The sequence below is a fragment of the Planosporangium mesophilum genome (assembly GCF_016863255.1).
GTDB classification, from domain to species: Bacteria; Actinomycetota; Actinomycetes; order Mycobacteriales; family Micromonosporaceae; genus Planosporangium; species Planosporangium mesophilum.
Map to the genome: position 1 here is coordinate 25945 of NZ_BOON01000027.1, position 22313 is coordinate 48257.

26 protein-coding genes and 1 tRNA gene are annotated in these 22313 nt (G+C 68.7%); 8 read left to right on the forward strand and 19 right to left on the reverse strand.

Annotation, left to right across the window (positions count from 1 at the left end; translation table 11 throughout):
• The first annotated feature begins 60 nt into the window (after window positions 1–60).
• From cmk to Pme01_RS13735, 3 genes are all read left to right on the forward strand, one after another.
• Entirely contained in the window at window positions 61–729 is a 669-nt protein-coding gene (gene cmk, locus Pme01_RS13725) for a (d)CMP kinase (RefSeq protein ID WP_239088219.1), read from the forward strand.
• Window positions 726–2195, forward strand: coding sequence for a ribosome biogenesis GTPase Der (der, locus tag Pme01_RS13730; RefSeq protein WP_239088220.1), 1470 nt, complete (start codon window positions 726–728; stop codon window positions 2193–2195). Before cmk ends, der begins: the two co-directional genes overlap by 4 nt.
• A 188-nt stretch (window positions 2196–2383) precedes the next feature.
• Window positions 2384–4210, forward strand: coding sequence for an anthranilate synthase family protein (locus Pme01_RS13735; protein ID WP_168116822.1), 1827 nt, complete (start codon window positions 2384–2386; stop codon window positions 4208–4210).
• On the opposite strand, the gene Pme01_RS13740 is transcribed toward Pme01_RS13735, so the two are convergent.
• Window positions 4188–5090, reverse strand: a complete 903-nt coding sequence (locus Pme01_RS13740) for a hypothetical protein (protein ID WP_168116821.1) — start codon at window positions 5088–5090, stop codon at window positions 4188–4190. The two genes, Pme01_RS13735 and Pme01_RS13740, sit on opposite strands and share 23 nt — an antisense overlap.
• 132 nt (window positions 5091–5222) lie before the next feature.
• On the opposite strand from Pme01_RS13740, the gene Pme01_RS13745 reads away from it, so the two are divergent.
• Window positions 5223–5296, forward strand: a tRNA-Pro gene (locus Pme01_RS13745).
• 69 nt (window positions 5297–5365) lie between these two features.
• Here the strand turns inward: Pme01_RS13745 and Pme01_RS13750 are convergent.
• The 14 genes from Pme01_RS13750 to Pme01_RS13815 all read right to left on the reverse strand — a co-directional run bounded on the left by Pme01_RS13750 (window position 5366) and on the right by Pme01_RS13815 (window position 13829).
• A complete protein-coding gene (locus tag Pme01_RS13750) occupies window positions 5366–6508 on the reverse strand; it encodes a site-specific integrase (RefSeq protein WP_168116820.1) in 1143 nt (380 codons plus the stop codon).
• Window positions 6508–6723 (reverse strand): helix-turn-helix domain-containing protein, encoded by a 216-nt coding sequence (locus Pme01_RS13755; protein ID WP_168116819.1) that lies wholly within the window; start codon window positions 6721–6723, stop codon window positions 6508–6510. Before Pme01_RS13755 ends, Pme01_RS13750 begins: the two co-directional genes overlap by 1 nt.
• Window positions 6724–6858: 135 nt before the next feature.
• Entirely contained in the window at window positions 6859–8418 is a 1560-nt protein-coding gene (locus Pme01_RS13760; protein ID WP_168116818.1) for a replication initiator, read from the reverse strand.
• On the reverse strand, window positions 8415–9143 hold the full coding sequence (locus Pme01_RS13765) for a DUF2637 domain-containing protein (RefSeq protein WP_168116817.1): 729 nt from the start codon (window positions 9141–9143) through the stop codon (window positions 8415–8417). Before Pme01_RS13765 ends, Pme01_RS13760 begins: the two co-directional genes overlap by 4 nt.
• The gene (locus Pme01_RS13770) at window positions 9140–9412 is read right to left on the reverse strand and encodes a hypothetical protein (protein WP_168116816.1); all 273 of its coding nucleotides are present in this window, start codon (window positions 9410–9412) and stop codon (window positions 9140–9142) included. Before Pme01_RS13770 ends, Pme01_RS13765 begins: the two co-directional genes overlap by 4 nt.
• The gene (locus Pme01_RS13775) at window positions 9409–9711 is read right to left on the reverse strand and encodes a hypothetical protein (RefSeq protein ID WP_168116815.1); all 303 of its coding nucleotides are present in this window, start codon (window positions 9709–9711) and stop codon (window positions 9409–9411) included. The genes Pme01_RS13770 and Pme01_RS13775 overlap by 4 nt, the downstream gene beginning before the upstream one ends.
• The gene (locus tag Pme01_RS13780; RefSeq protein ID WP_168116814.1) at window positions 9708–10109 is read right to left on the reverse strand and encodes an RRQRL motif-containing zinc-binding protein; all 402 of its coding nucleotides are present in this window, start codon (window positions 10107–10109) and stop codon (window positions 9708–9710) included. The genes Pme01_RS13775 and Pme01_RS13780 overlap by 4 nt, the downstream gene beginning before the upstream one ends.
• Window positions 10109–10327 carry a hypothetical protein gene (locus Pme01_RS13785; RefSeq protein WP_168116813.1) on the reverse strand — a complete coding sequence of 73 codons (219 nt, stop codon included), beginning with the start codon at window positions 10325–10327 and terminating at the stop codon, window positions 10109–10111. The genes Pme01_RS13780 and Pme01_RS13785 overlap by 1 nt, the downstream gene beginning before the upstream one ends.
• Window positions 10324–10620 (reverse strand): hypothetical protein, encoded by a 297-nt coding sequence (locus tag Pme01_RS13790; protein ID WP_168116812.1) that lies wholly within the window; start codon window positions 10618–10620, stop codon window positions 10324–10326. The genes Pme01_RS13785 and Pme01_RS13790 overlap by 4 nt, the downstream gene beginning before the upstream one ends.
• Window positions 10617–11033 carry a DUF6197 family protein gene (locus tag Pme01_RS13795; protein WP_203935608.1) on the reverse strand — a complete coding sequence of 139 codons (417 nt, stop codon included), beginning with the start codon at window positions 11031–11033 and terminating at the stop codon, window positions 10617–10619. The genes Pme01_RS13790 and Pme01_RS13795 overlap by 4 nt, the downstream gene beginning before the upstream one ends.
• Before the next feature lie 88 nt (window positions 11034–11121).
• Window positions 11122–11994: an FtsK/SpoIIIE domain-containing protein gene (locus Pme01_RS13800; RefSeq protein ID WP_168116810.1), complete on the reverse strand. Its 873-nt coding sequence runs from the start codon at window positions 11992–11994 to the stop codon at window positions 11122–11124.
• Between the two features lie 74 nt (window positions 11995–12068).
• Entirely contained in the window at window positions 12069–13055 is a 987-nt protein-coding gene (locus tag Pme01_RS13805) for a hypothetical protein (RefSeq protein WP_168116809.1), read from the reverse strand.
• 159 nt (window positions 13056–13214) lie between these two features.
• Complete coding sequence (locus Pme01_RS13810; RefSeq protein WP_168116808.1) at window positions 13215–13463, reverse strand: hypothetical protein; 249 nt, start codon at window positions 13461–13463, stop codon at window positions 13215–13217.
• 51 nt (window positions 13464–13514) lie between these two features.
• Window positions 13515–13829 carry a hypothetical protein gene (locus Pme01_RS13815; RefSeq protein WP_168116807.1) on the reverse strand — a complete coding sequence of 105 codons (315 nt, stop codon included), beginning with the start codon at window positions 13827–13829 and terminating at the stop codon, window positions 13515–13517.
• A gap of 356 nt (window positions 13830–14185) precedes the next feature.
• Between Pme01_RS13815 and Pme01_RS13820 the strand changes: the two genes are divergently transcribed.
• Both Pme01_RS13820 and Pme01_RS13825 read left to right on the forward strand, forming a co-directional pair.
• Window positions 14186–15634, forward strand: a complete 1449-nt coding sequence (locus tag Pme01_RS13820; protein ID WP_203935609.1) for a hypothetical protein — start codon at window positions 14186–14188, stop codon at window positions 15632–15634.
• A gap of 12 nt (window positions 15635–15646) precedes the next feature.
• Window positions 15647–16000 carry a signal peptidase I gene (locus Pme01_RS13825; RefSeq protein ID WP_168116805.1) on the forward strand — a complete coding sequence of 118 codons (354 nt, stop codon included), beginning with the start codon at window positions 15647–15649 and terminating at the stop codon, window positions 15998–16000.
• A gap of 190 nt (window positions 16001–16190) precedes the next feature.
• On the opposite strand, the gene Pme01_RS13830 is transcribed toward Pme01_RS13825, so the two are convergent.
• Window positions 16191–16697 carry a GNAT family N-acetyltransferase gene (locus Pme01_RS13830; protein WP_168116804.1) on the reverse strand — a complete coding sequence of 169 codons (507 nt, stop codon included), beginning with the start codon at window positions 16695–16697 and terminating at the stop codon, window positions 16191–16193.
• Window positions 16698–17473: 776 nt separating this feature from the next.
• Here Pme01_RS13830 and Pme01_RS13835 point away from each other — a divergent pair.
• A complete protein-coding gene (locus Pme01_RS13835; RefSeq protein WP_168116843.1) occupies window positions 17474–18595 on the forward strand; it encodes a UDP-N-acetylmuramate dehydrogenase in 1122 nt (373 codons plus the stop codon).
• Window positions 18596–18833: 238 nt separating this feature from the next.
• On the opposite strand, the gene Pme01_RS13840 is transcribed toward Pme01_RS13835, so the two are convergent.
• Window positions 18834–19004 carry a hypothetical protein gene (locus Pme01_RS13840; protein WP_168116803.1) on the reverse strand — a complete coding sequence of 57 codons (171 nt, stop codon included), beginning with the start codon at window positions 19002–19004 and terminating at the stop codon, window positions 18834–18836.
• 210 nt (window positions 19005–19214) lie between these two features.
• On the opposite strand from Pme01_RS13840, the gene Pme01_RS13845 reads away from it, so the two are divergent.
• Window positions 19215–19526 (forward strand): hypothetical protein, encoded by a 312-nt coding sequence (locus tag Pme01_RS13845; protein WP_203935610.1) that lies wholly within the window; start codon window positions 19215–19217, stop codon window positions 19524–19526.
• A 971-nt stretch (window positions 19527–20497) separates the two neighbouring features.
• Here the strand turns inward: Pme01_RS13845 and Pme01_RS13855 are convergent.
• Together Pme01_RS13855 and Pme01_RS13860 are read right to left on the reverse strand one after the other, a co-directional pair.
• Entirely contained in the window at window positions 20498–21778 is a 1281-nt protein-coding gene (locus Pme01_RS13855; protein ID WP_168116801.1) for an NAD(P)-binding domain-containing protein, read from the reverse strand.
• Window positions 21756–22304, reverse strand: coding sequence for an OsmC family protein (locus tag Pme01_RS13860; RefSeq protein WP_168116800.1), 549 nt, complete (start codon window positions 22302–22304; stop codon window positions 21756–21758). The genes Pme01_RS13855 and Pme01_RS13860 overlap by 23 nt, the downstream gene beginning before the upstream one ends.
• Window positions 22305–22313 lie beyond the last annotated feature (9 nt).

Sequence of the window (22313 nt, forward strand, 5' to 3'; positions counted from 1 at the left end):
CGCTCGGGCGACGACCGGCATTATTGAGGGGGTCGTCGGAGCGTATCGGAGGCGGACAAGGTGAGCGAACAGCGTTGTGTGGTGGCCGTGGACGGCCCCTCGGGGTCCGGCAAGTCCACCGTCTCGCGCCGTCTCGCCGTCGCGCTCGGCGCCCGGTACCTGGACACCGGCGCGATGTACCGGGCCGTGACCTGGGCGGTGCTGCGCGACGGGATCGACCCGGCAGACGCCGACGCGGTCACCAAGGTCGCCGACAGCGTGCTCCTCTCGGTCGGTACCGATCCTGAGGCCCCGCACATCAGCGTGGACGGCACCCCCGTCGACGGGCCGATCCGCGGGTCCGAGGTCACCGCGGCCGTGTCGCCGGTCGCGGCGGTCCCGGCGGTACGCGCGAAGTTGGTCGCCCAGCAGCGCGAGATCATCGTCGCCGCGGGGCGCATCGTCGTCGAGGGCCGGGACATCGGCACCGTCGTGGCGCCCGATGCCGACCTGAAGGTCTACCTGACCGCGTCGGAGGCGGAGCGGGGCCGCCGGCGCAGCGCCGAGACCGCCACCGACCTGGCGGCGACAGTGGCAGACCTGGCCCGCCGCGACAAGTTCGACTCCAGCCGTAAGGCCGACCCGCTGCGCCAGGCCGACGACGCGGTGGTGCTCGACAGCACGGACATGGGTATCGACGAGGTCGTGGCCTACTTGACAACACTGGTGGACGGGGCGACGCGACGGTGACGAGCAACGAGCCGGGCTGGACGGGACTGGACGAGGCCGACGTCGACGTCGAGGTCGACTTCGACGAGGGCGAGTTCGACGAGAGCGACTTCGAGGAAGCCGAGGCCGCCGAGGGTGACATCGAGGACGTCGACGAGGGGCCGGTACCCGTCGTCGCGGTCGTCGGGCGGCCGAACGTCGGCAAGTCCACCCTGGTCAACCGGATCATCGGCCGGCGGCAGGCGGTCGTGGAGGATGTCCCCGGCGTGACCCGCGACCGGGTCGCCTACGACGCGCTGTGGTCCGGGCGCCGCTTCACGATCGTCGACACCGGCGGCTGGGAGCCCGACGCCCGCGACCGGGCCAAGGCGATCGCGGCGCAGGCCGAGGCCGCGGTGCAGACCTCGGACGTGGTGCTGTTCGTGGTCGACGCGACGGTCGGCCCGACCGACGACGACGAGGCGGCCGTACGCATGCTGCGCCGCGGCGGCAAGCCGGTGGTCCTGGTCGCCAACAAGGTCGACAACGCCCGACTGGAGGCCGAGGCGACCCTGCTGTGGTCGCTGGGCCTGGGCGAGCCGCACCCGGTGTCGGCGCTGCACGGTCGAGGCTCGGGCGACCTGCTCGACGCCGTCCTGGACGCGATTCCCGAGCATCCGACCGGCATGGTCCGCCCGCGCGGTCCCCGCCGGGTGGCGCTCGTGGGCCGCCCCAACGTCGGCAAGTCCAGCCTGCTCAACCGGCTGGCCAGGGAGGAGCGGGCGGTCGTCGACTCGGTCGCCGGTACGACCGTCGACCCGGTGGACAGCCTGGTCAGCATCGGCGGCGAGATCTGGAACCTCGTCGACACGGCAGGCCTGCGCAAGCGGGTCGGTTTCGCCAGCGGTACCGAGTACTACGCCAGCCTGCGCACGTCCGCCGCGATCGAGGCGGCCGAGGTCGCCGTCGTCCTGCTCGACGCCCACGAGCCGATCAGCGAGCAGGACCAGCGCATCATCACGATGGTCGCCGAGGCGGGCCGCGCGCTGATCATCGCGTTCAACAAGTGGGACCTCGTCGACGAGGACCGGCGCTACCAGTTGGGCCGCGAGGTCGAGCGCGAGCTGCGCCGGGTGCCGTGGGCGCTGCGGCTGAACATCTCCGCCAAGACCGGCCGCGCCGTCGACAAGCTCGCCCCGGCCCTGCGTACCGCGCTGGACAACTGGTCACGGCGGATCTCCACCGGCCGGCTCAACCAGTTCCTCACCGCGCTGGTACAGGCCACCCCGCACCCCGTACGCGGTGGGAAGTCGCCCCGCATCCTGTTCGCCACCCAGGCCGGTACGAGCCCGCCGCGGTTCGTGCTGTTCACCACCGGGGCGCTGGATCCCGGGTACGTCCGGTTCGTGGAGCGCCGACTGCGCGAGGAGTTCGACTTCGCCGGTACGCCGATCCACGTGTCGGTGCGCCCGCGCAAGAAGCAGAACCACGGGCGCGGACGGGGCTGATACGCTGTCCGGCATGTCCGCGCGCCTGAACAGTTGGTGGCCCGCCTGATCGGCGGCCCACCCAGACCCGCGCGCGACACAGTCATCCGCGGCCGCCTTTTCCGAGGCGGCCGTCGGCGTTTCCGCGGTCATTCCGCCCCGGGGCAGGCGGCGTCACCGAGAGGCTATTAAGCCGAAAGGAACGCCCCATGGAGATCCCCACCGGCCCGTTCGCGCTGCTGCGCCGTGAGGGCCGCGACCACGTCGAGATCCTCACCGGCCCCGTCGAGACGGCCGAGCGCCTGGCCGACGTACCGCTGCGCGACACCGCTCTCGACGTACTCCTGCTGGTGCCGTATCAACAGGTGCGCGAACGCGGCTTCGAGGCGGTCGACGACGGCGCGCCGCTTCAGTACCTGCGCATCGCCCAGCACCGTGAACTGCCCGTCGACGAGGTCCTGGCGGCGCTGCCATCCGACCCGCCGCGCGTGACCGGTGGCCGCTTCGACGTGGACGACGCCACCTACGCGGACATCGTCGGTACCGTGCTCCGCGACGAGATCGGCCGGGGCGAGGGCTCCAACTTCGTGATCCACCGGGTGTACCAGGCGAGCGTCGACGGTGATCCGCTGACCGCCGCGCTGGCCGCGTTCGCCCGGCTGCTGCGCGACGAGCGCGGCGCGTACTGGACGTTCCTGGTCCACACCGGTTCCCTGACATTCGTCGGCGCGAGCCCCGAGCGGCACGTCAGCGTCGACGACGGCCTGGTCATGATGAACCCGATCAGCGGCACGTACCGGCACCCGGCCGGTGGCCCCGACCGCGACGGGCTGCTGGCGTTCCTCGCCGACGGCAAGGAGCGCGACGAGCTGTACATGGTGCTCGACGAGGAGCTCAAGATGATGGCGACCGTCGCGGACCGGGGTGGGCAGGTCGTCGGGCCGTACCTCAAGCAGATGTCCCACCTCACCCACACCGAGTACCTGCTCGTCGGGCGCGGCTCGAAGGACGTCCGCGAGGTGCTGCGGGAGACCATGTTCGCGCCGACCGTCGTCGGCAGCCCGATCGAGAACGCCTGCCGGGTGGTGGCCCGCCACGAGCGGCGCGGACGCGGATACTACGGCGGCGTACTCGCCCTGATCGGCCGGGACGACACCGGCAGGCAGACGCTCGACGCGCCGATCCTGATCCGTACCGCCGTCATCTCCGCTGACGGTTCGCTTCGGGTGCCCGTCGGGGCGACCCTGGTACGGCACTCCACCCCCGCGCACGAGGTGGCCGAGACGTACGCCAAGGCGGCAGGCGTCATGGCAGCCCTGGGCCTGCGGGGGAGCACCGACGGTTCTTCACCGGCCCTGTTCGCCGCCGATGATCTGGTACGGGCGGAGCTGGCGCGGCGGAACGAGACGCTGGCCCGGTTCTGGCTCCAGGAGCGGGTGATCGCCTCGCCGGTGTTCGCCGGCCGGCGGGTGCTCGTCGTGGACGCCGAGGACACGTTCACCGGCATGCTCGCCCACCAGCTGAGGGCCCTGGGCTTCGCGGTGACGCTCCGCTCGTACCGTGAAGACTTTGATCGTGAGGGTTTCGACCTGGTCGTGGTCGGACCGGGGCCGGGCGATCCGGCCGATCTCAGCGATCCGAAGATGGCCACGCTGCACCGGCTGGTGCGCGACCTGCTGGCGGAGCGGCAGCCGATGCTGGCGATCTGCCTGGGCCATCAGGTGCTCTCGGCGGTGCTGGGCCTGCCGCTGGATCGGAAGGACGCGCCGTACCAGGGGATGCAGCGCGAGATCGACTTCTTCGGCCGGCCGGAGCGGGTGGCCTTCTACTCGACGTACACGGCTGTGTGTCGTGGTGCCGCTTCCGGCCTGGACGTCAGTCGTGACCCGGACTCCGGTGAGGTCCACGCGCTGCGGGGGTCGTCGTTCGCCGGCGTCCAGTTCCACCCTGAGTCGGTACTGACCGAGCACGGGGTCGACCTGCTGCGGGAACTCGTGACGCCGCTGATGGCGCTCAGCCCGGAAGGTCGCCGCTGAGGCTGTAGCCGGCGTGGACCGGCGCCATCATCGTCCGGACCAGGTCGTTCGTGACCTGGGCGGTGGCGGCGCCGTTGTCCAGGCCACGCCGCGTACAGGAGCTGAAGCGGATCCGTACGGTCGTGGTGGTCACCCGCAGCATGGCGTCGGGGTCGGGCCGGTCGGTGCGGGCGTCGCAGCTGCGGGCCGGCCGGTCAGGATTGCGGCCGGGCGGGGCCGCGTTGATCATCCCGACCAGCCGGTGGGCCTCGTCGCCGGTGATCTCGGCCGACGCCTGGAGCCGGTCGGTACCGGCGTAGTAGCAGACGCTGATCCTGGCAGGATCGGCCGGGACGAAGCCGGCCCGGGGCGGGGGACCGGTCGTGTTCGGGGGCCGGGTGGGGCAGCCCAGATGGTCGACGTCCACGAGCCTGAAGCTGTGCAGAATCCAGTCCGTCGTCTGTGGGTTGCGAGTCCGTACGTCGAGCGTGACGTGGCGGGAGGGTACCGAGATCCACCCGGCGTACCGGCCGTCCGCCAGGCGCATCTCGTCGCGCTGGGCCGGTACGCCGTCGATCGTGGTGGGGGAGCCCTGCTTCGGGGAGCTCTGTTCCGGGGCCTCCCGGATGATCGCCAGCTCCTTGGTGGCGGGCTCGCGGGTGTAACACAGCGTCTGCAAGCCCTTGCCGCGTACGACGCTGGGCCTGGCGGTCATCCCGCAGCCGCTGTCGTTGACCTCCCAGTAGGCCGGTACCGCGACCTGGGCGCCCAGGGAACTCTCGAACCGCCATCCTGTAGGCGGGTTGTCTGCGCTGGGGCGCGTGGCCGTCATGGTGGTGAGCGCGGCCAGCCCGGTCGCCGTCACGGCGACGGTGGCGAGGACCCGGTTGCGTGCCCGCATGGTCTCTTCCATCGTAGGTCGGGTCTTCGTAGGTCTCGTGGGTCTTCGCCGCTCCGGGGGGAATGCCCCGCGCACATCGGTGTAGCGGTGCGCTACGCTGTACCGGCTGCCAGGGCATGGCTGTGGTGGCAACGGGACGTGGCGCAGTTTGGTAGCGCACTTGACTGGGGGTCAAGGGGTCGTCGGTTCAAATCCGGCCGTCCCGACACAGCTCAGAGGGCATATTCCATTGATGGATATGCCCTCTCGTCGTCTCTGGGTGACTATCTGGGTGACTAACCCTCACGGTGGTCCACCCCGAAGATCTCATCCATGGCCACGGCGCCCTGAAGCAGCACCGGCCGGAGCTGGTGGCGGTAGACGGTCTCGGTGACGGTCGTACCCGAGTGCCCGCACAGGTCCGCGATGTCCTCGACGCGCATGCCGCTGTCGGACAGCAGGGACACGAAGCTGTGCCGCAGCTCGCGAGGAGTCCACTGGTCGGGGTGCAAACCAGCCTGCTTGACGACCGGGCGGAAGGCGCGCAGCACATTGTGGCGGTCCAGCTCGGTGCCGGCGGCGCTGGCGAACACGAGCCGTCCGTCGAGGCCGGCGCCCTGGCGCTCGCGGTGATGGCGGAGCGCGGCGACGCAGCGCACGGGCAGGGCGAGGGTCCGCCGGGACTTCCGGGTCTTGGTGTCACCACCGACCCGGACGGAGTGCCAGACCTCGATCGACGGTGGGATCGGCGGCTGGGCGTCGGGCTTGCCGTCGAGGTCGACGCGGTCCCAGGTGAGCGCGCGAAGCTCCTCGGTGCGGGCGCCGGTGAGCAGGGAGACCACGATGTAGGCGTGCATCGGGCTGTCGGCGGCGGCCGCGAGCAGCGCCTTGGCCTGGTCGAGGGTGAGTGACTTCGACGGGCGACCCTGCTGACCCTGGGGGACATGGCACAGGGCCACGACGTTACGTTTGACCTTGTCGCGGGCCATGGCCCGGATGATCGCGCGGTTGAGGATCGAGTGCAGCAGCCGCAGCGTGCGAGTGCTCAGACTCCTGGCCTTGTCGGCCAGCCACCGGTCGACGTCGGTGGCGCTCAGGTCGCGCAGCTTGCGGGCGCCGAGGCCGGAAATGATGTGCGTGCGCGCGAGGACGGCGTAGTTGTCGCGGGTGTTGTCGACGGTCCCGGTCAGGCCGTAGGTCAGCCAGTCGGTGACCGCGTCGGCGACGGTGAGGCTGTTGGTGGCGATGGCGAGGCCGTCTTCGTACTCGCGGATCTTCTCGCGCAGCTTCGCCCGTGCCTCGGTCTTGGTCTTGCCGCTGCCCTTGCGGACGATGCGTTTGCCGGCGGGGGTGTAGCCGGCGGTGACTGAGGCGATCCACCGCTGGCGGGCTTCGTCCCAGTGCAGACCACCCTCGCCGCGGCCACGGCGTTTGGTCATCAGGCGGCTCCCTTCAGGGTCTCGCGTTCGAGCAGGGCGATGTAGTCGGCGACGGCGGATGCGGGTACCAGCCGGGTGCGGCCCTGCTTGACGGTGCGCAGCCGGCCGGTGCGGATCTGCTCGTAGATGACGGATCGGCTGAGGCTGAGCCGTCGCATGGCCTCCGGGATGCGGTAGAGGTCCTTGGTGTCGGGGGTCGTCGGGGCGGGGGTCATCGGTCCTCTCATGCGTGGGTCAGGCCGCGACCGATGAGCACGCTGACGACGCCCCGGACGGGGCGACTGGTCGAGCGGTGTGGTGGTGTCCACGGTCGGGCCTTTCGTGTCAAGGACGCCTTGACGCTGATTCGGTCAGGCGGCGAGCGGTTGGGGTGTCGCGTAGGGCGAGGTGTTGATCTGGTCGGTGAGGGCGTCGCGGGCGGCCTGTTGTCGCTCGCGGGCCAGGGCGGCGGAGGTGTTTGCCAGGAGGGCGTCGCCGGGGGTGCGCCAGCCGGCGCCGGCGTAGGCGAGTAGGCCGACGATGGCGGTGGTCTGCTGGGTGTGGTGGGCGGCGAGGTCGCCGGATTCGGTGCGGCGCCAGATGATGCGCCGGTCGCGCAGGAGGCGGAAGGTGACCGAGTAGCGGCGGGATTTGGTGAGGAAGTGGCCGCCGAAGCCGAGCATGTGTGCCCAGCGGCGCAGGCCCCGCCAGTCGCGCGGTCGGCCGAGTGTCCAGCACGCGTCGACGAGGCGCTCGGTGTGGGAGCCGTCGGGGTCGGCGTGCAGGTCGATGGTCTCATCGGTCAGCCGCCGGGAGGTGTGGCCGGTGGCTTCGGTGGACTTGGTGGCGTACTTGGCCAGGTAGCCGGCGACCATGCCGTCGGTGATGGCGCCGTCGCCGTGCACGCGTACGGGCCGGATGTCGACCTGCTCGCCCCAGGCGATGGGCCAGCCGGCCGGGTTGGCCGGGTGCGGGTCGGTGGTGAAGCCGGTGGTGCGGGCGGCGTGGTCGACGGCGTCGACGAGGTCGTCGACGGTGAGGCCGGGTGGGGGTGGGAGGAGCGCGTCGGGGTGGTCGGGGTCGGCGCCGTCGAGGCGGACGATGGCGTGGTAGTGCACCACGCCCCGGCGTTGCATCTCGGCCACCTTGCCGAACGACAGCCGCACCCGCTTGGCCGGGATGCCGAGGGTTTTGGCGCGGCGGCGGATCGCGCGGGTGATGGCGATGGTGGTGCGCCGCCACAGTTCCGGGGCTTCGTAGTTCCAGATGACTTCGGCGTCGTGGTCGTAGCACTCCAGACACAGCGGCTGGCCGAGGGCGCGTTCGTCGGCGGCGTGGATACGGTCGCAGCGCAGGTCGACACCGTGCGGGCACAGGACGGGGTGGCGGCGCGGCCGACAGCGCAACTGGCGGCCGGTCTTGCTGGCCCGGCGGGTGTGGACGTGGCCGAAGCTCGGGGCGGTGAGGGTGGGGAACACGGCCGGGTGGGCGGCGACGGTGGCGGGGATGCCTTTGCCGCCGACGAGGCCGGCGCGGATGAGCTGGTAGGCGTCGCGGCGGTAGGTGTCGGCGCAGGAGGGGCAGACGGTGGCGCGGCGGTTACCGCAGGGCTTGTAGATGACGCCGTCGGGCATGTCAGCGGTGTCCACAGCCGACAGCACCTGATCCGTCGAGGTGTCGACGGTGGCCACGGTGCCGGCGAGGCGGATGGGGTGGGTGCAGCCGGCGGCGGGGCGGATGTGGTCGAGCCAGGCGAATACGTCGGGGTCGGTGGCGGCGCGTTGGAAGGCGAGTTCGTGGGCCGGGGTGCCGGCCGGTGGCCGGGTGCCGGGGATAGGCAGGCGGTAGATGGTGGCGGTCGGCTCGGCGCGCGGGGCCGCACCCGGGGCCGCGGGGGTTCCGGGTGCGACGGTCAGCGTCGAGACGCTCACCGGCCAGCTCCGTGCGGGTGGCCGTTGTGGGCGACAGTCAGGGCCGACCCGCCGGTGTGTTCACCGAGGGCGGTGAGGATGCGGTCGGCGGTGTCGGCCGGCAGGTTCATGCGTTCGGCCAGCAGGAGTGGGGTGATGGGCTGGCCGGTGGCCTGCCGGTGGGATGCGGCGATGATGCGGGCGCCGGGTAGCAGCGCGGCCGGGACGGTGTCCGGGCGTGGTTCGACGTCGGTGATGGGTGTGCCGGGGTCGGCGGCTGGCGCGATGCTGGTGGGCGCGGCCGGGGGTTCGGTGCCGATGGTCGGGGTGGTGTGGGCGTCGGCCCGGTCAGTGGCGCGGATGCGGCCGGCGAGCTCGACGAGGCTGATGGAGGCGACGGCGATGAGGCCGTCGACGGACAACGGCATCAGGTGGGCCGACACGGTGGTTTCGCCGTAGCGGATGCAGACGCCGACCATGTGCCAGTAGGAGACCCAGGCGGCGATGCCAGCGATGATCGCGGTGGCCGAGATCCGGACCACGGATAGGCCGGCGCGGTGGACGGGGATGCGGGAGATCAGTTCGACGGTCAGCAGCAGCGCCAGTGGGGGCCAGGCGGCGATGGTCTGGCTGATGGGGTTGTGGTTGGCGTGCAGGATGTTGGCGGCCACGGATGCGGCCACGCCGAGGGCGAGGGTGGCGCGTACGGCCCAGCGGATGCGGTGGAGTTGGGTCGCAGTGGTCATCGGGTCACCTCCGTGGTGGCGGGGTGGATGTCGAGGACGCCGAGGCAGCCCCGGCACAGGTCGATGGCGAAGCCGAGGGCGTAGAGGGCGTCGGTGAGGTATTCGAAGGCGCCGAGTTGGGCGGGCCAGACGGCGTCGCCGTTGCAGGTGCGGCAGGGCGCGTAGCAGGCCGGGCAGATGCGGTAGACCGGGCCGAGGACGGGGTGGATGCCGGCCGGGGCCATGACGCCCAGGCAGATTGGGCAGTCACCGAGCGGTTTGGTGGTCATGACCGGCTCCGGGTGACGGTGTAGTGCGCGGCGGTGGCGGTGACCGCCAGGGAGATCGCGGCGCAGGTGCCGCAGCCGGGAGTACGGCATTCGGTGGCGTGCACGAGGTGGATGGTGTTGATGGCCGTGGCGGTGGTGTCGACCACCAGGGGCCAGTAGCCGGCGGTGGCGGCCCGCTTGGTGAAGGCGTCGATGGCAGCGGCGAGCTTGTCGGGATCGGGGTTCATCCGGGCACACGCCGCTTCCACGGCGAGCCGGTTGTAGAGGCGTTCGTGACGGGGCGGGGTGCTGGTGGTCATCGCGGACCTCCGGGGTGGCAGTCGAGGCATTCGCCGTAACGGCGGGGGATGTAGTAGCCCTTGACCTGGCCGCAGGTCGGGCAGGTCCGTCGGGCGCTCAGCGCCTTGGCGACGGCGGCGAGCTGGGCGGCCGTGGCGGTGCGCTTGGGTTTGGCCCCGGCAAGCGGGTAGAGGTAGGCCACCCGGCATTGCTTCTTGTGCCGCCACAGGATCTGGCCGGCGATCGGTTGGCCGGCGGGGCGTAGCCCACGGGCGCGTAGTTGGCGGCGGGTGGCGTACCCGTCGGGGGCGTGCCGGTAGGGGAAGGTCGGCAGCCCGAAGCGGGTGCCGTCAGGGTCGTAAAACTCGATGTAGCGGCCGAGCGCGACCAGGGTGTCCAGGTAGGCGTTGGGCGGCATCAGGCACCCCCGCCGGTGGTCTGGCCGGCGCGTTCGGCGCTGTACTCCGCGAGCAGGCGGCGGATCTGGGCAAGCGCCTGATCGGCGCTGACCGGGGTCGCGTAGTCGGGCGTATCCAGCGGGGCATCAACCCAGAAATCGATGCGGCCGAGCAGTTCGCCTTTGCGGCAGGCGTCGTTGAACCAGTAGTCGGATTGTTCGCGGTCGAAGCTGGTCATGGCCGGTCGCCGCCCCAGCGTTCGTGGGCGGCCTGGCGGCTGATGCCGAGGCGGTTGGCGATTTCGGCCCAGGAGTAGCCGAAGGCCCGGAGGCCGACGACGGCAGTCGACATGGCGTGGTCGACCTCCGTGGACAGGGCGACGAGGTCGCGGAGGGCTTCGACGTCGCCGGTGGCGACGCGGCGGCCGTAGGCGCGCAAGGCCCGGCGGATGAACGCGGCGTAGGCGTCGTTCTCGACGACGCGCCGGGGGCGGTCGGGTGTCAAGGCTGTCTTGACGGCCGGGGCGCTCATTCGGCACCTCGGTGCATGCGGTCCCAGTCGTCGGCGGCGCCCCGCATGGTGGCGGTGACCTCGTCGGCGGTGCGGCCGGGAACGTCGTTCCAGGTGAAGGGAGATGGATCGCCGTATGTGTCCCACGGCGGCGGGTCGGTCAGGTCGAGGAAGTCGACCAGGACGTCGATCGCGCGGGCGTGGTCGCGCATCTCGGCGGCGATGCAGTCGTCGTCGGTGATCCGGCTGCCGAAGGCGGCCATGCGGATCGCGCCCACGGCGCAGGCGGGCGGGAACGGGCCGGTGGCGTCGGGGCGGTAGTAGTCGCCCTGGATCCAGCCATGGCGCTCCAGATAGAGCGCGGCGCCGCGCAGCGTCTGGGCCGGCGTCTGCTCGACGCCGGTCACGGCGGGCTGATGGTCGGTAGGGTGCATGATGTCCACGTCCTTTCCTGGGTGGTGGATGGTTCGGGGCCCGCGTCTGCCGGCAAGCTGAGTGCGGGTCCCGAGCGCTTTTCGTAGGTCAGGCGGCCGCCACGAGGTGCGAGGTAGGCACGGTGGCGAGGTGGCCGGGGCGGCGGATCCAGGCGGCGTAGTCGGCCAGGGCGATGATGTCGGCGTCCGACAGGTAGGCGCCTTTGATCAGGTAAGGGATGCCGCCTTCGGCGATGAGCAGGCCGGCGCCGGGGTTGTCGGTGGCGATGGTGTTGGCGGTGAAGCCGCGGGCGGCCCAGCCGTGGCCGAGGATGATGTCGGAGGACACGTCGTTGGTGGTGCGGCCGGCAAACCGCCAGGCAAACAGGTCGCGCAGCGACGGGGGGATGATGTCGGCCGAGGGACGTTGGGTGGCGGCGATGACGATGATGCCGACGGCGCGGCCCCGGGCGACGATGTCGCGTAGCAGGGCGGAGAACAGTTCCCGGTCGGGTTTGTCGCCGGCGGTGGCGGAGAAGTAGGCGATCTCGTCGATGGCGCAGACGATGACGTTCATCCCGTCGGCGCGGCTGATCTTGCGTCGTTTGTGGAACAGCAGGTAGGCGTAGCGGTTGTCCATCACGCGCTGCAGGCGCATCAGAGTGCGGTTGGCGCGGGTCAGGTCAGGGCCGACGAACACGTCGGCGGCCTCACGCCACAGGCCGAGTTCGACCTGCTTGCCGTCCAGCAGGCACAGCCGGGTGTCGGTGCACAGGGCGACGTGGCCGAGAGCGGTGTTGAGCAGGGAGGATTTCCCGGCGCCGGGTTCGCCGCCCATGAGCATGTTGCGGTAGATCAGCGGCACGGACACGGGCGCGCCGAATTCGTCGATGCCCAGGTAAACGGGGTCGAAGGCGGACAGGACGGGGCCGACCGGCACGGTGTCCGGTCCGGTGGCGGGTGCCGCGCGGGTGGCGGGCATGGCGTTCTCCTTCACAAGGGATTGGGTGGCGCGGGATGCCCCGCAGGGCAGGGCCCGCGCCGGGTGCGGACAGGTCAGATCCAGTCGGAGAGGTCGTCGCCGCTGGACGTGGCGGCGGGGGCCGGCGCGGTGGCCGGCGTGGTGGTGCGCACGGGCTTGAGCGGTTTGCGCTCGGTGGCCGGAGCGTCGGCCGGGGCACTGAAGTCGTCCTCGGGCACGTCGGTCAGGTCGAGGGCGGTCGGGGCGAGGGCCGGGGAGACCGGCGCGTCGTCGGATGCGTTGCGGTGCAACGGGATGAGCCGCGTCAGCGGCGAGAGCACCTTGGCCGTGAGCGGGTCGCGGGCAGTGACGTCCACCCGGATCAGGGCGGCGTGCCGGTTGGAGGCCGGGGCGATCTTGATCTCTTTGGCCCAGCAGGCGACGGCGAGTTTGTCCAGACGGGCTTCCAGGTCGGCCAGCGACAGCCCGGGGCGCAGCCACACCCAGATGCGGCCCCCGGCGGGGGTCGGGCGGGCGGTCAGGATGAACGGCACGGAGCCGTAGCGGTTGGACTTGATGAAGGCGTCGAACGACAGCCGCAGCCGGTGGCGCCAGACGGCGCACCACACGACCGGCGTGACGGCGTGGCGGGTGAACGGCAGCACCATTGGCGCCACCGTGCAGGCGGCCAGGATGGCCAGGGCCAGCCAGAACGACACGACCTGGACCAGGGCCAGGTAGCCGGCGAGCAGAACGGCGCCGAGGGTGATCTCGGCGGCCCAGTGCCACAGCACCCGGACCACAGGCCAGGCCAGCACGACCAGGCTGGCCGTCACGGCGAGGGCGAGCGCGGCAAGGAAGCCGACGGACGCGGCCAGCAGCGCGTGGGCGATGCCGTGCGGACCGAGCACCCCGTAGGTGATGACGGCGATGGTGGGCCAGCCGACCAGGCCGACGACCCAGAAGGTGAGCTTGGCGATGCGCACGTTGTGCCGCTGCTCGGCGATTTCGATGATGGGAACGTTTCCCGCCCGGCCGCGGCGGGTGATGCGGTCGGGCAGGTTGGACCTAGACTTGGGCATGACGAGTCCTCCCTTTTCAGGGCTGGATGAGTTCGGAAAGTGCGGGGCCGGTAGTGATGTAGGAGTCGATGCCGGCCCTGCGCCGTCTTTGGACACGTACGTGTCAGGCGGCGGTGGTCGGGGACGTTAGGAGTCGAACCGCCCCCGACCGATCTACCGTCAGACGACCTGGTCGTAGGTCGCCCAGTAGGCGTCATAGACCTCGTTGCGGGTCTGGTTCGCCTTGTCCCAGGCCAGATACGCCTCACCACGCTGGATGGCGGCGGCCTGGTACTCGGTGTACTTGACGTCGGCAGTAGCCGACGCTTTCTCGTAGGCGTGCCACGCGGCGTCGGTGGCAACCACCAGTTGTTCGTAGTCCACCCACAACTGCGCGGGCGTGCGGCCGTTGGTCTGCTGCTTGGTCATGACACACCTCGATCCGGGTGCGGTCACCGAATGCGGTACGACCCTTGTCGGCTACTTGCCGGCCGTAACGGCAACCGGCTTGAGCTGCTCGGCGCGGTAGGCCACACCGTGCTTACCGTTGGTGTTCCACGGGATCGCCTCCAGACCGACCGGAGACACGAGCTGCTGAACAGTGACGTTCGGCTTCTCACCAGCCACGGTCACCATCAGAATCTCGCCTCCGGTCTCGTCGAGGGCCTGGAGCTGGGTCTGCCACATGGGCGCCCCGTCCTTGCTGAACCGCTGCTTGCCGTTCTGGTCGTTGCGAGCCTCGGGGTTACGGGTCACCGAGAACTGCACCTTGCTCGTGTCGATCAACAGCTTCACGACATACCTCCTGTCACTGAGCGCGTCCCCTATGGACTGTCGCTCTCGGCGTATGGCCCACTTCGATGGGGCCGCCGATGTGACTTCAATGGAAGTCGCACAAGTGCGAAACGGGGATGTACTGGCAGTGCATCGGCAGTGCACTCCTGTCGCATCCCATTGATACTCTTGAACGAGTTGCTCGGTGTCACTCGAGACGGAGGCCGTTCACGGTGGAGGTCGTCGACATTTGGACTGGACGTCACGCGTGCGCGTTGCGGAGTGCTCTCCGTCTTACCAACGAGGGTTTCGCCGAAGCGCTAGGCACCTCCGTGCGGGCGGTCGCAAAATGGAACGCAGAGCCTGATCTTGTTCCGGTGTCTGAGATGCAACGCGCTTTGGACACTGCGCTGATGCGGGCTTCGCCTGATGAGAAGAAGCGGTTCTCACTTTTGTTGGCACCGGATCAGCGGGCGACTCAGGCGTCTGACGCGCTCGACGTCGAAGGCACGCAGGTTTCCCGCAACCCATTTGCGGCCAGCATTGAGCTACGCCTGGATCACGATCCCGACGTGAACGATGTGCTTGACTGGCTCGACGAGCATGCAGAGTGGTCAAATGGCGAAGCGCGCAAACAAGTGTCGGACCTGACGAAAAAGATCGACATTCGAGCCGTCAAGGATGCCTCACGTCGACGCAGTCGAGTAAGCCGAAGCGCGATCGCGGAAGCCCTCGCCGGCTTCTACAGCCTTGATTCGTCTGACTACGAGCTCTATTGGGCGGGAAGTCGAATTGAGACGAGCATCCTCACCCGCCCGGAGTGGCTCGATCTTCGGCTCGTGATGGGGCAAGGTCGCGATGACCTTTCGCTCCGGTCCAACACAGGCCCAAGCATTGGCTCGCTCGACGCCAAGGCGGCCCAGGCGGCCGCCGTCCGCATCGCAGAGGTCCTCGCCACGGATACCCGTCTTGTCAATCGACCCCTGTACCAGCTTCTAGAAGTAGAGATCGGTCCTCAGTGCATAAAGGGCAGTCTCGGCCTTACTCACTTCAGTAGCTACGCATTGACCATGGACCTGCTTGAACGCGAGCTGCTCGACGCCATCGCCAGTGGCGCACCAATAACATCGGACTCGTTACCGCTGCGTGAACGGTACCTAGCCTCGATCGACGCTGTAATCGACGTCAGCAATCGACTCTGCGCCGGCGGACCGCTAGCGCTGTTTGCCGCCGCGCGACCCAGGGATAGACGACGTAGCACCCCAGATTACGTGCTGCTGGTTCAGGAGCGATCAGGCCGAGTCTTGAACGCCACTCGACGCTTAGCAGTAATTCCAAAGTCGTTCCACGAGCCGCTGGTGGATTTCAGTGACGATGCCCAGATATCCGCCACGCTCGAACGTGAGCTAGAAGAAGAACTCTTCGGACGAACCGACGTCGACTCCACTGAGGGCAAACGGCGAAACGCAGACCCCCTTAATCTCAACCGGCTGTCAGGACCGATGCGTTGGCTGATGGACAACGCCAACACGGACCAGTGGCGTATGGAGTGCACGAGTTTCGGATTCAACCTCGTCAGCGGAAATTTCGAGTTTGCTTCCCTCATCGTCATAGACGACGAGGACTGGTGGGCCAGATTTGGGGGCCGAGTAGAAGCTAACTGGGAATCCGAAGGTCTAAGACGCTACTCAAGCCTCGACCGGGACGGGCTCGACAGTTTGATCCATGATCCATCTTGGAGTAACGAAGGTCTGTTCGCCTTCGCCCAGGGTATTCGCCGTCTCTCCGAGATCAACGAAGATCGTGTACGCTCACCGCTGGAGTGAGACGGAGACACGATGGCCGACAACTGGTACACCGGGAACGCCGCCGATGACGGCCAGGCCCATCGGGGCTGGATCCTGGGGCACTTCATTGAGCCGGCCGACGGCGTACGTGCAACGTCTGCGGTTGAAGTCAAGTGGGGCACCCATCCCGCTGGACAGCAACGCGACGCGTGGTACACCGACGAGCAGAGGACCACGATGCTCCTGCTGATCAGTGGTCGGTTCCGTCTTGACCTCTCCGTCGGAAGCGTCGTGCTCGAACGCCAGGGCGACTACGTCGTCTGGGGACCGGGCATTGACCACTCATGGCAGGCAGAAGAGGACTCAGTGGTCGTGACGGTCCGCTGGCCGTCGATCCTCAGCTAGCTCGGGTCAGAACCCGCCGCCGGGGCCACCATCAACATCATGTGATCCGCCAACTGATCCGCGACACATCTCCGCCAGATATGTGCGACAGGTGGCCTAGAACTTGAGGCAGGTCGGCGGAGACTGAACGCACGGATCTGCCGATGACAGGGCGCGCTGCGGGCGCATTGCGGTGGAGTGGTGTGGCGCGTCAGCTCGCGGTGTCGGTCGGATTTTGCAGGTCCAACCACATGATGCGGAGGCCGACGGTCCCCAGCGTGGGGTGGCGGAATGCTCCAGGGGCTGTGCCGAGGGTGACGAACCCGAGGCTCTCGTAGAGACGGACCGCAGCCGTGTTCGTGTCGACGACGGCGTTGAACTGGATCGCCGCGAATCCGTTTCGCCGCGCCCACGTGATCATGTCGGTGGTGAGGGCTCGGCCCACGCATTTGCCCCGTGCCTGCCTGGCGACCATCAGGCTGCCGGAGGCGACGTGGCTTCCTGGCCCGGGCCGGTTGGGATACATGTTCGCGGTACCGAGAACCCGGTCGTCGTCGACAGCGACAACCACTCGGGCCGGTGCGCCCAACAGCCAGATCCCCTTGGCGTCGTGCTCGCTCATGGCGGGGTCATAGGCAAAGGTCTGCTGTTCTGTGACGACGTCACAGATGATGGGCCAGATCTGCGGCCAGTCGGCTTCGCGGGCTTCACGGATCATGACGGACGACGCCGCAGGACGCACCGCTGCCAGAAGTCCCGACGGCGACGAGCGCGGTATGCGGATGTGGACTGCATCCCCTCATGCTGCCGGTCGCTGTTCCAAAGCGGCCACCTGTTTATGCGAAATACTCCCAACGCACTCTTCTGCCGCCATCCACGCGGGCGTCGCAGATCAGTTGGCGGAGGACTGTCGCACATCAGCCGACGGAGGACAGCCACCATCAACATCATCCCCGTGAGAACTTTCTATACGTCTTCAAGGCGGCCCGAAACGGGCCGCACGCGCCCCCGATCGGGCGCCTGGCCGCCCCTGCCGCTGTCGCTCGGCGGCGACCAGGCCCACGCCCATCGGCTGGCGCGGACAGCGAGAAGCCCTCGGGGCCGCCGAAGCACGGACAGCACCGAGGGAACCTGATCCGGGTGAGGCGGCAGTCGGCCGAAGGTGAGCTGGCGCGCGGCGTGGCGGCCACGTCGCGCCGTAGCGCGGGCCACGGTCCGCGGACGGCGGTGGTCGGTGTGGGCGTCCCCCGGTGCCTGATTGTCCACGCCGCCCGTCCGGCGTCCAGGGCGCTGCGCGTCGGCTACGCCGATGGCCTACGGCCACCCTGGACCCCGGCCGGGCGTCGAGGATCGTGGCACCTATCCGGGGGACGGGGGCGGAGCGGCGAGCCGGGTGGGCGAGGTCCGTACCCGACTCGCGGTGGTCGGTCGATGTGCAGACGATGATCGGGGTGGCGAGGCTCGCGCCGGCCGGCGCGGCAGCGACCCGTGGCGATGAAATCGGTGTCGGGATGTAGCGTTGCCGGAGTGGCCAGTCCTAGATCAACGAAGGTTGAGCAGCCGTCCGAGCGGCCCCCGCTCATTGAACGGCTTGCGAGCTACACCACGCTACGTCTGGGGGGTCCAGCAGCCGGCTTGATGGTGGCCAGCGATGAGCAGGAGATCATCGCGGCGTTGCGCACCGACGAACCGGTGCTGCTATTGGCCGGCGGCAGCAATGTGGTGGTCAGTGACGACGGCTTCCCCGGTCGGGTCGTCCTGCTACGTTCCCGGGGCATAGCGGTCCGTTGCGACGGCGACCGGGTCCGGTTGCGGGTGGCGGCAGGTGAGCCGTGGGACCAGGTCGTGCAGGCTGCAGTGGAAGCGGGCTGGTCCGGGGTCGAGAGCCTGTCCGGCATTCCGGGCTCGGCCGGCGCGACGCCCATCCAGAACGTCGACGCCTACGGCCACGGAGTGGCCGAGACGATCGTGGAGGTGCGAGCGTACGACCGCACAACCGACCGCATCGTGTCACTCACCCCACAGCAGTGCGGCTTCGGCTACCGCACCAGCGTCTTTCGGCAGAACGACCGGTTCGCGGTGCTCACCGTGGACTTCTCATTGCCGCTCTCCCCGTTGTCGAGTCCGATCCGCTACGCCGAGCTCGCGCGTGCCCTTGGGGTCCAGCTCGGCGCACGCGCTCCGCTGGAGGCCGTCCGGGCAGCGGTGCTGTCCCTGCGGACGGGCAAGGGAATGGTGCTTGATGCTTCCGATCCGGACACCTATTCGGCGGGTTCGTTTTTCATCAACCCGGTAATCGACCCGGTCGCATATGCCCGGCTACGCAAAATTGCCATCGGCGCGAACGTGGGCGAGCCGGCCGCCTGGCCGGGCGCCGACGGTCGGACCAAAGTCAGCGCGGCCTGGCTGATCGAGCGTGCCGGCTTTCCCAAGGGGTACACCTGCCCCGGCACCGGCGTGGCGATCTCCACCAAGCACACGCTGGCCCTGACCAACCGCGGCACTGGCTCTACCAGCGAGCTGCTCGCGCTGGCTCGCAAGATCCGTGACGGCGTCGCGGAGCGGTTCGGAGTTGTGCTGCATGCCGAGCCAGTGTTGGCGAACTGCGCGATCTGAACAGCGTCTGGGCCAGGGTTTCTGGCCCAGACCACCCGAGAACGTAGAGATCGCATCGCTGTCGGAGAAGCGTGCCCGATCCGTGCCCGATGTGGCGGTTAACGGCGGTAAGCAACGGATGCATTGCAACTGAGGGCTCTACGTTTCGTAGAGATACCCGCCGAGAATCCGTCACACTGCGTGCAGATCAATCTGATTCCCAAGCTGAGGGTGCACGTTCCCTACGGGCACCGCGACGCTAGTGACCTTCCCCGGACTCGAAGTAGCGCTCGTTGATCCGTGCAGCACCTCCCGGCTTACCTGCGATGATCTGGTGGCCCTGCCACTCGACGGTTCGCTCGTCGCTCCACCCCACGCAGAAGTGCAGGTGGCCACCGGCGTAGAGGTTGCCAGGCCGCCACAGCGTCATAGGTAAGAGATCAACGAGCCATGCAAGCATGACGTGAGGTTAGGTACGGCAGCGAAGTACAGCAACCGACCGCACCGAATCGGACCACGCGAGACCACAGCAGCCCGGCTGACCTCCTACAGGACCGTAAGCGACCAGGTTGCCCGTAGTTCACACCGAAGCGGTCGGCGTAGACCAGCGACACCAGCGACACCAGCTAGCCTGGCCGGCATGTCGGACGATCAAGTGACGATCACGCTCAGTCGAGACCAGGCCCTTGTGCTCTCGCACTGGCTTGACACGGTTATGGGCACGAGGTCGTTCGACAGCATCGTCGACGAAGACCCCGCTGTCTGGTCCGCGCTTCACCGCATCAGCGGAACCCTCGGCAAAGAGCCGTTCATCTTCGCCCGCGACTACGGCCAGGGGCTTGACGAGGCACGCGGCCGGCTGTGCAGCGAACTGGGAGAAGAGTTCGTAGCGAGCAGGACCGCCTCCAAGGACAACGACCAGGCGCCGACGAAAATCTGGCTGAGTGACTAACTGAGTGACGATCGGAGCGCACGCTGGCGGACAAGCACGGACGCCAGGGGACGCTTGCAGCAGCTCACCTGCAACAAAGTGCGAGGTCAGAACCAGATGTAGGTTGCCTGGGGGTCAAGGGGTCGTCGGTTCAAATCCGGCCGTCCCGACGCTGTGACCAGCAAAGATAGATATCTTTGCTGGTCTTTTGTCTGATTCGTGGTCACGGCGTGGTCACAGAGATCCGTTGTACGAGTCGAATTCCGCAGATCGCAGGCTGGGTATCGCCAGCTGGCAAGGCTCTGAGCTGCGGCTTTGTTCGGCTGTCCGGACAGACTGACACGAGACGCCCTTGACTTCGCGTCAAGGACTCGCCATCCGGTGTTGACGATGCCGGGCATGGATGACGTCGCCCGCCCATGGGACACCGGTGTGGCCTTGTTGAAGGACGCTCTGACCTGCCGGCGAGTGTGGTCGCTGGGTGGGTCGGGTCGTTCCGGTGGGCGGGGCCACCAGGCATTGGGTGCGGGTGCGGGGTAGCGGCCAGTAGAGCGTCTTCAGGGGGCGGCGCGGGAACGTGTGGGGCTCGCAAAGCCGGTTCGGGCTACGCGGCCTGCGAGTACTCGTTGATCAGCCCCCTCAGGATCGGCCGCCGTTGAACGCGGGCGGCGTTCAGGCCTACGACTCTCGTTGGTGGGTCCGGTGGCCGTTGTCCCAGTGAGCGATGTGGACGGTGGCCGTTGTAGTGGCGGGTGTACTCGCTGAGGATGCGCTCATGGCCACGAGCATGACGGCTGCGCAGGGCTCGAGCTCGCACAGAACTGCACTTCAGGACGGCCGAACCGAGTATTCGAGCCCCACAGGCCAACGGAACGAAGATCATTCTGTCGAGCTGCCACGGCCAGAGCAACCAGCAATGGAGCCTGCGCAGCTGAGTACGAGCGGCGGCCGGGGGTCACTGCCGACCCCCGGCCGTCTCGCCCGGCGTCGGGTCAGGATGACCGACCCACGGCCAGGTGCCGCGCCAGGTGATCGACCACTTCGCGGGCGTCGTCCTCGATGCCGTGGATGAAGGTCGACTTGCGCCGCCGTAGCAGCGGCAGCCCCAGCGCGTACAGTCCGGGGCTGTCGACGACGCCGCCCTCGTGGCGCAGGCGGCCTTTCTCGTCGACCACCGGCACGTCGAGCCACCGGTAGTCCGGGCGGAAACCGGTCGCCCACACGATCGTGCGGATCTCGCCGCTTCGCAGGTCGAGCTGCAGCCGCGTCGAATCGGGCACCCGCGTCGGTGCGAATTGCTCGGCAGGATCGACCTCGGCATCGCGACCGTACGTCCGCGCCCACTCGTCGAACGTGGCCAGCAGGCGTTTCATCTTGAGGTCCGCGAGCGAGCAGACGTTGCGCAGCCCGCCGGAGAACAACGCGCAGCCGTCGCGGACAGCCGCAAAACGGCCCACCAGCTCGACGTCCATCGCGGTGAGCGCGTTGAGATCGAGCGTTGTGCGCTCGGAAGTCCCAACGAGCTGCGGCGACGGTAGCCGCCGGGCCCGCGTGAGATCGTCGACCTCGTCGTGCCGCTGGTCCCACACGCCTGAGGCGTACATCCACCACAGCACGTCACGCCCGCGGTACCTGCGCGGCAACCGCACGTGCTCTCCTACCGAGAGGATCACGTGCCGGCCTGACCGCCTCAGCTCGGCCGCCAACTGCACCCCGGTCGCCGACGCGCCGACGACCAGCACCCCACCGGCGGGAAGCTGGTCGGGCGAGCGGTAGTCGAACGGCGTCAGTTGCTCGACGGACGCCGGCACGGCGTCGGCGAACTGCGGCACCGTCGGCAGGTTGCAGGCTCCGCTGGCGAGGACGACCGCCCGGCAACGAATGTCGCCCTGGCTGGTCGTCACGTGGTACCCGCCGTCGGTCGGCCGCACCGACGTGACGGCCGTGTCGGTCCGTACGGGGGCATCCGAGACGGCGGCGAAGCGCTCGATGAACTCGACCACTTCGCCCCTCGTCATGTACCCGTCCGGGTCCGGGCCATCGTAGCGATGGCCCGGCAGCCGGCTCAGCCAGTTGGGCGTCAGCAGCCGCAGGGAGTCCCAGCGTTCGTGGCGCCAGGAGTTGGCCACCTCGCCGCGCTCGAGCACGATATGGTCGATCGACCGGTTGCTGAGGAAATGACTTGCGGCTATGCCCGCGTGCCCCCCACCGACGACAACCGTGGTGGTGTGCTCGATGGCTCGGCCCCCCTCAGGCGACCTCGACCGTGACATTCGTGGGATTCGTGAGAGCGTCGTACACGGCGGAACGCTTCTGCGACTGAGCCACCAGCGCTTCGATCTCCTCCTTCGACGCGTCCGCGTCGATGTTGAAGGTCACCTTGACGTCGTTGTAGCCGTTACGGACGTCGCTGTCGACGCCGAGGATGCCGCGGATGTCGTGGTTGCCCTCGACCGTCGACTCGACCGACCGCAACTGGATGCCGCGATTCTGCGCCACCGACGCCACACCTGCCGTGAGGCAGCTGGCCAGACCGACGAGGAGGTACTCGATCGGCGTGACGCCGTTGTCCTCTGCCGCGAAGACCTCGGGGTGGTCGGCGGAGAACACGGTCTCGGTCTTGTGGGCCTGCTCCTGGCCGAGGCCGAAGAACTTCTGGATGGTGACCGTGCTGTGGACGCCGTTCTGCCACGTGGAGGATGCCCGCCAGGTGAACTGGGCGGCCTCGGGCGCGCCCTTGAGTACCTCGCGAGCGTCCAGCAGTGCCTGGACGTTGACGCCGTTGTTGATGGTGGACATGCCACGGTT

Coding starts and splice junctions, on each gene's coding strand:
- Pme01_RS13735 (WP_168116822.1), top strand. CDS start 2,384: ATGGAGATCCCCACCGGCCCGTTCGCGCTGCTGCGCCGTGAGGGCCGC.
- Pme01_RS13740 (WP_168116821.1), bottom strand. CDS start 5,090: ATGCGGGCACGCAACCGGGTCCTCGCCACCGTCGCCGTGACGGCGACC.
- Pme01_RS13750 (WP_168116820.1), bottom strand. CDS start 6,508: ATGACCAAACGCCGTGGCCGCGGCGAGGGTGGTCTGCACTGGGACGAA.
- Pme01_RS13755 (WP_168116819.1), bottom strand. CDS start 6,723: ATGACCCCCGCCCCGACGACCCCCGACACCAAGGACCTCTACCGCATC.
- Pme01_RS13765 (WP_168116817.1), bottom strand. CDS start 9,143: ATGACCACTGCGACCCAACTCCACCGCATCCGCTGGGCCGTACGCGCC.
- Pme01_RS13770 (WP_168116816.1), bottom strand. CDS start 9,412: ATGACCACCAAACCGCTCGGTGACTGCCCAATCTGCCTGGGCGTCATG.
- Pme01_RS13775 (WP_168116815.1), bottom strand. CDS start 9,711: ATGACCACCAGCACCCCGCCCCGTCACGAACGCCTCTACAACCGGCTC.
- Pme01_RS13780 (WP_168116814.1), bottom strand. CDS start 10,109: ATGCCGCCCAACGCCTACCTGGACACCCTGGTCGCGCTCGGCCGCTAC.
- Pme01_RS13785 (WP_168116813.1), bottom strand. CDS start 10,327: ATGACCAGCTTCGACCGCGAACAATCCGACTACTGGTTCAACGACGCC.
- Pme01_RS13790 (WP_168116812.1), bottom strand. CDS start 10,620: ATGAGCGCCCCGGCCGTCAAGACAGCCTTGACACCCGACCGCCCCCGG.
- Pme01_RS13795 (WP_203935608.1), bottom strand. CDS start 11,033: ATGCACCCTACCGACCATCAGCCCGCCGTGACCGGCGTCGAGCAGACG.
- Pme01_RS13800 (WP_168116810.1), bottom strand. CDS start 11,994: ATGCCCGCCACCCGCGCGGCACCCGCCACCGGACCGGACACCGTGCCG.
- Pme01_RS13805 (WP_168116809.1), bottom strand. CDS start 13,055: ATGCCCAAGTCTAGGTCCAACCTGCCCGACCGCATCACCCGCCGCGGC.
- Pme01_RS13810 (WP_168116808.1), bottom strand. CDS start 13,463: ATGACCAAGCAGCAGACCAACGGCCGCACGCCCGCGCAGTTGTGGGTG.
- Pme01_RS13825 (WP_168116805.1), top strand. CDS start 15,647: ATGGCCGACAACTGGTACACCGGGAACGCCGCCGATGACGGCCAGGCC.
- Pme01_RS13830 (WP_168116804.1), bottom strand. CDS start 16,697: ATGATCCGTGAAGCCCGCGAAGCCGACTGGCCGCAGATCTGGCCCATC.
- Pme01_RS13835 (WP_168116843.1), top strand. CDS start 17,474: ATGAAATCGGTGTCGGGATGTAGCGTTGCCGGAGTGGCCAGTCCTAGA.
- Pme01_RS13840 (WP_168116803.1), bottom strand. CDS start 19,004: ATGACGCTGTGGCGGCCTGGCAACCTCTACGCCGGTGGCCACCTGCAC.
- Pme01_RS13845 (WP_203935610.1), top strand. CDS start 19,215: ATGTCGGACGATCAAGTGACGATCACGCTCAGTCGAGACCAGGCCCTT.
- Pme01_RS13855 (WP_168116801.1), bottom strand. CDS start 21,778: ATGTCACGGTCGAGGTCGCCTGAGGGGGGCCGAGCCATCGAGCACACC.
- Pme01_RS13860 (WP_168116800.1), bottom strand. CDS start 22,304: ATGTCCACCATCAACAACGGCGTCAACGTCCAGGCACTGCTGGACGCT.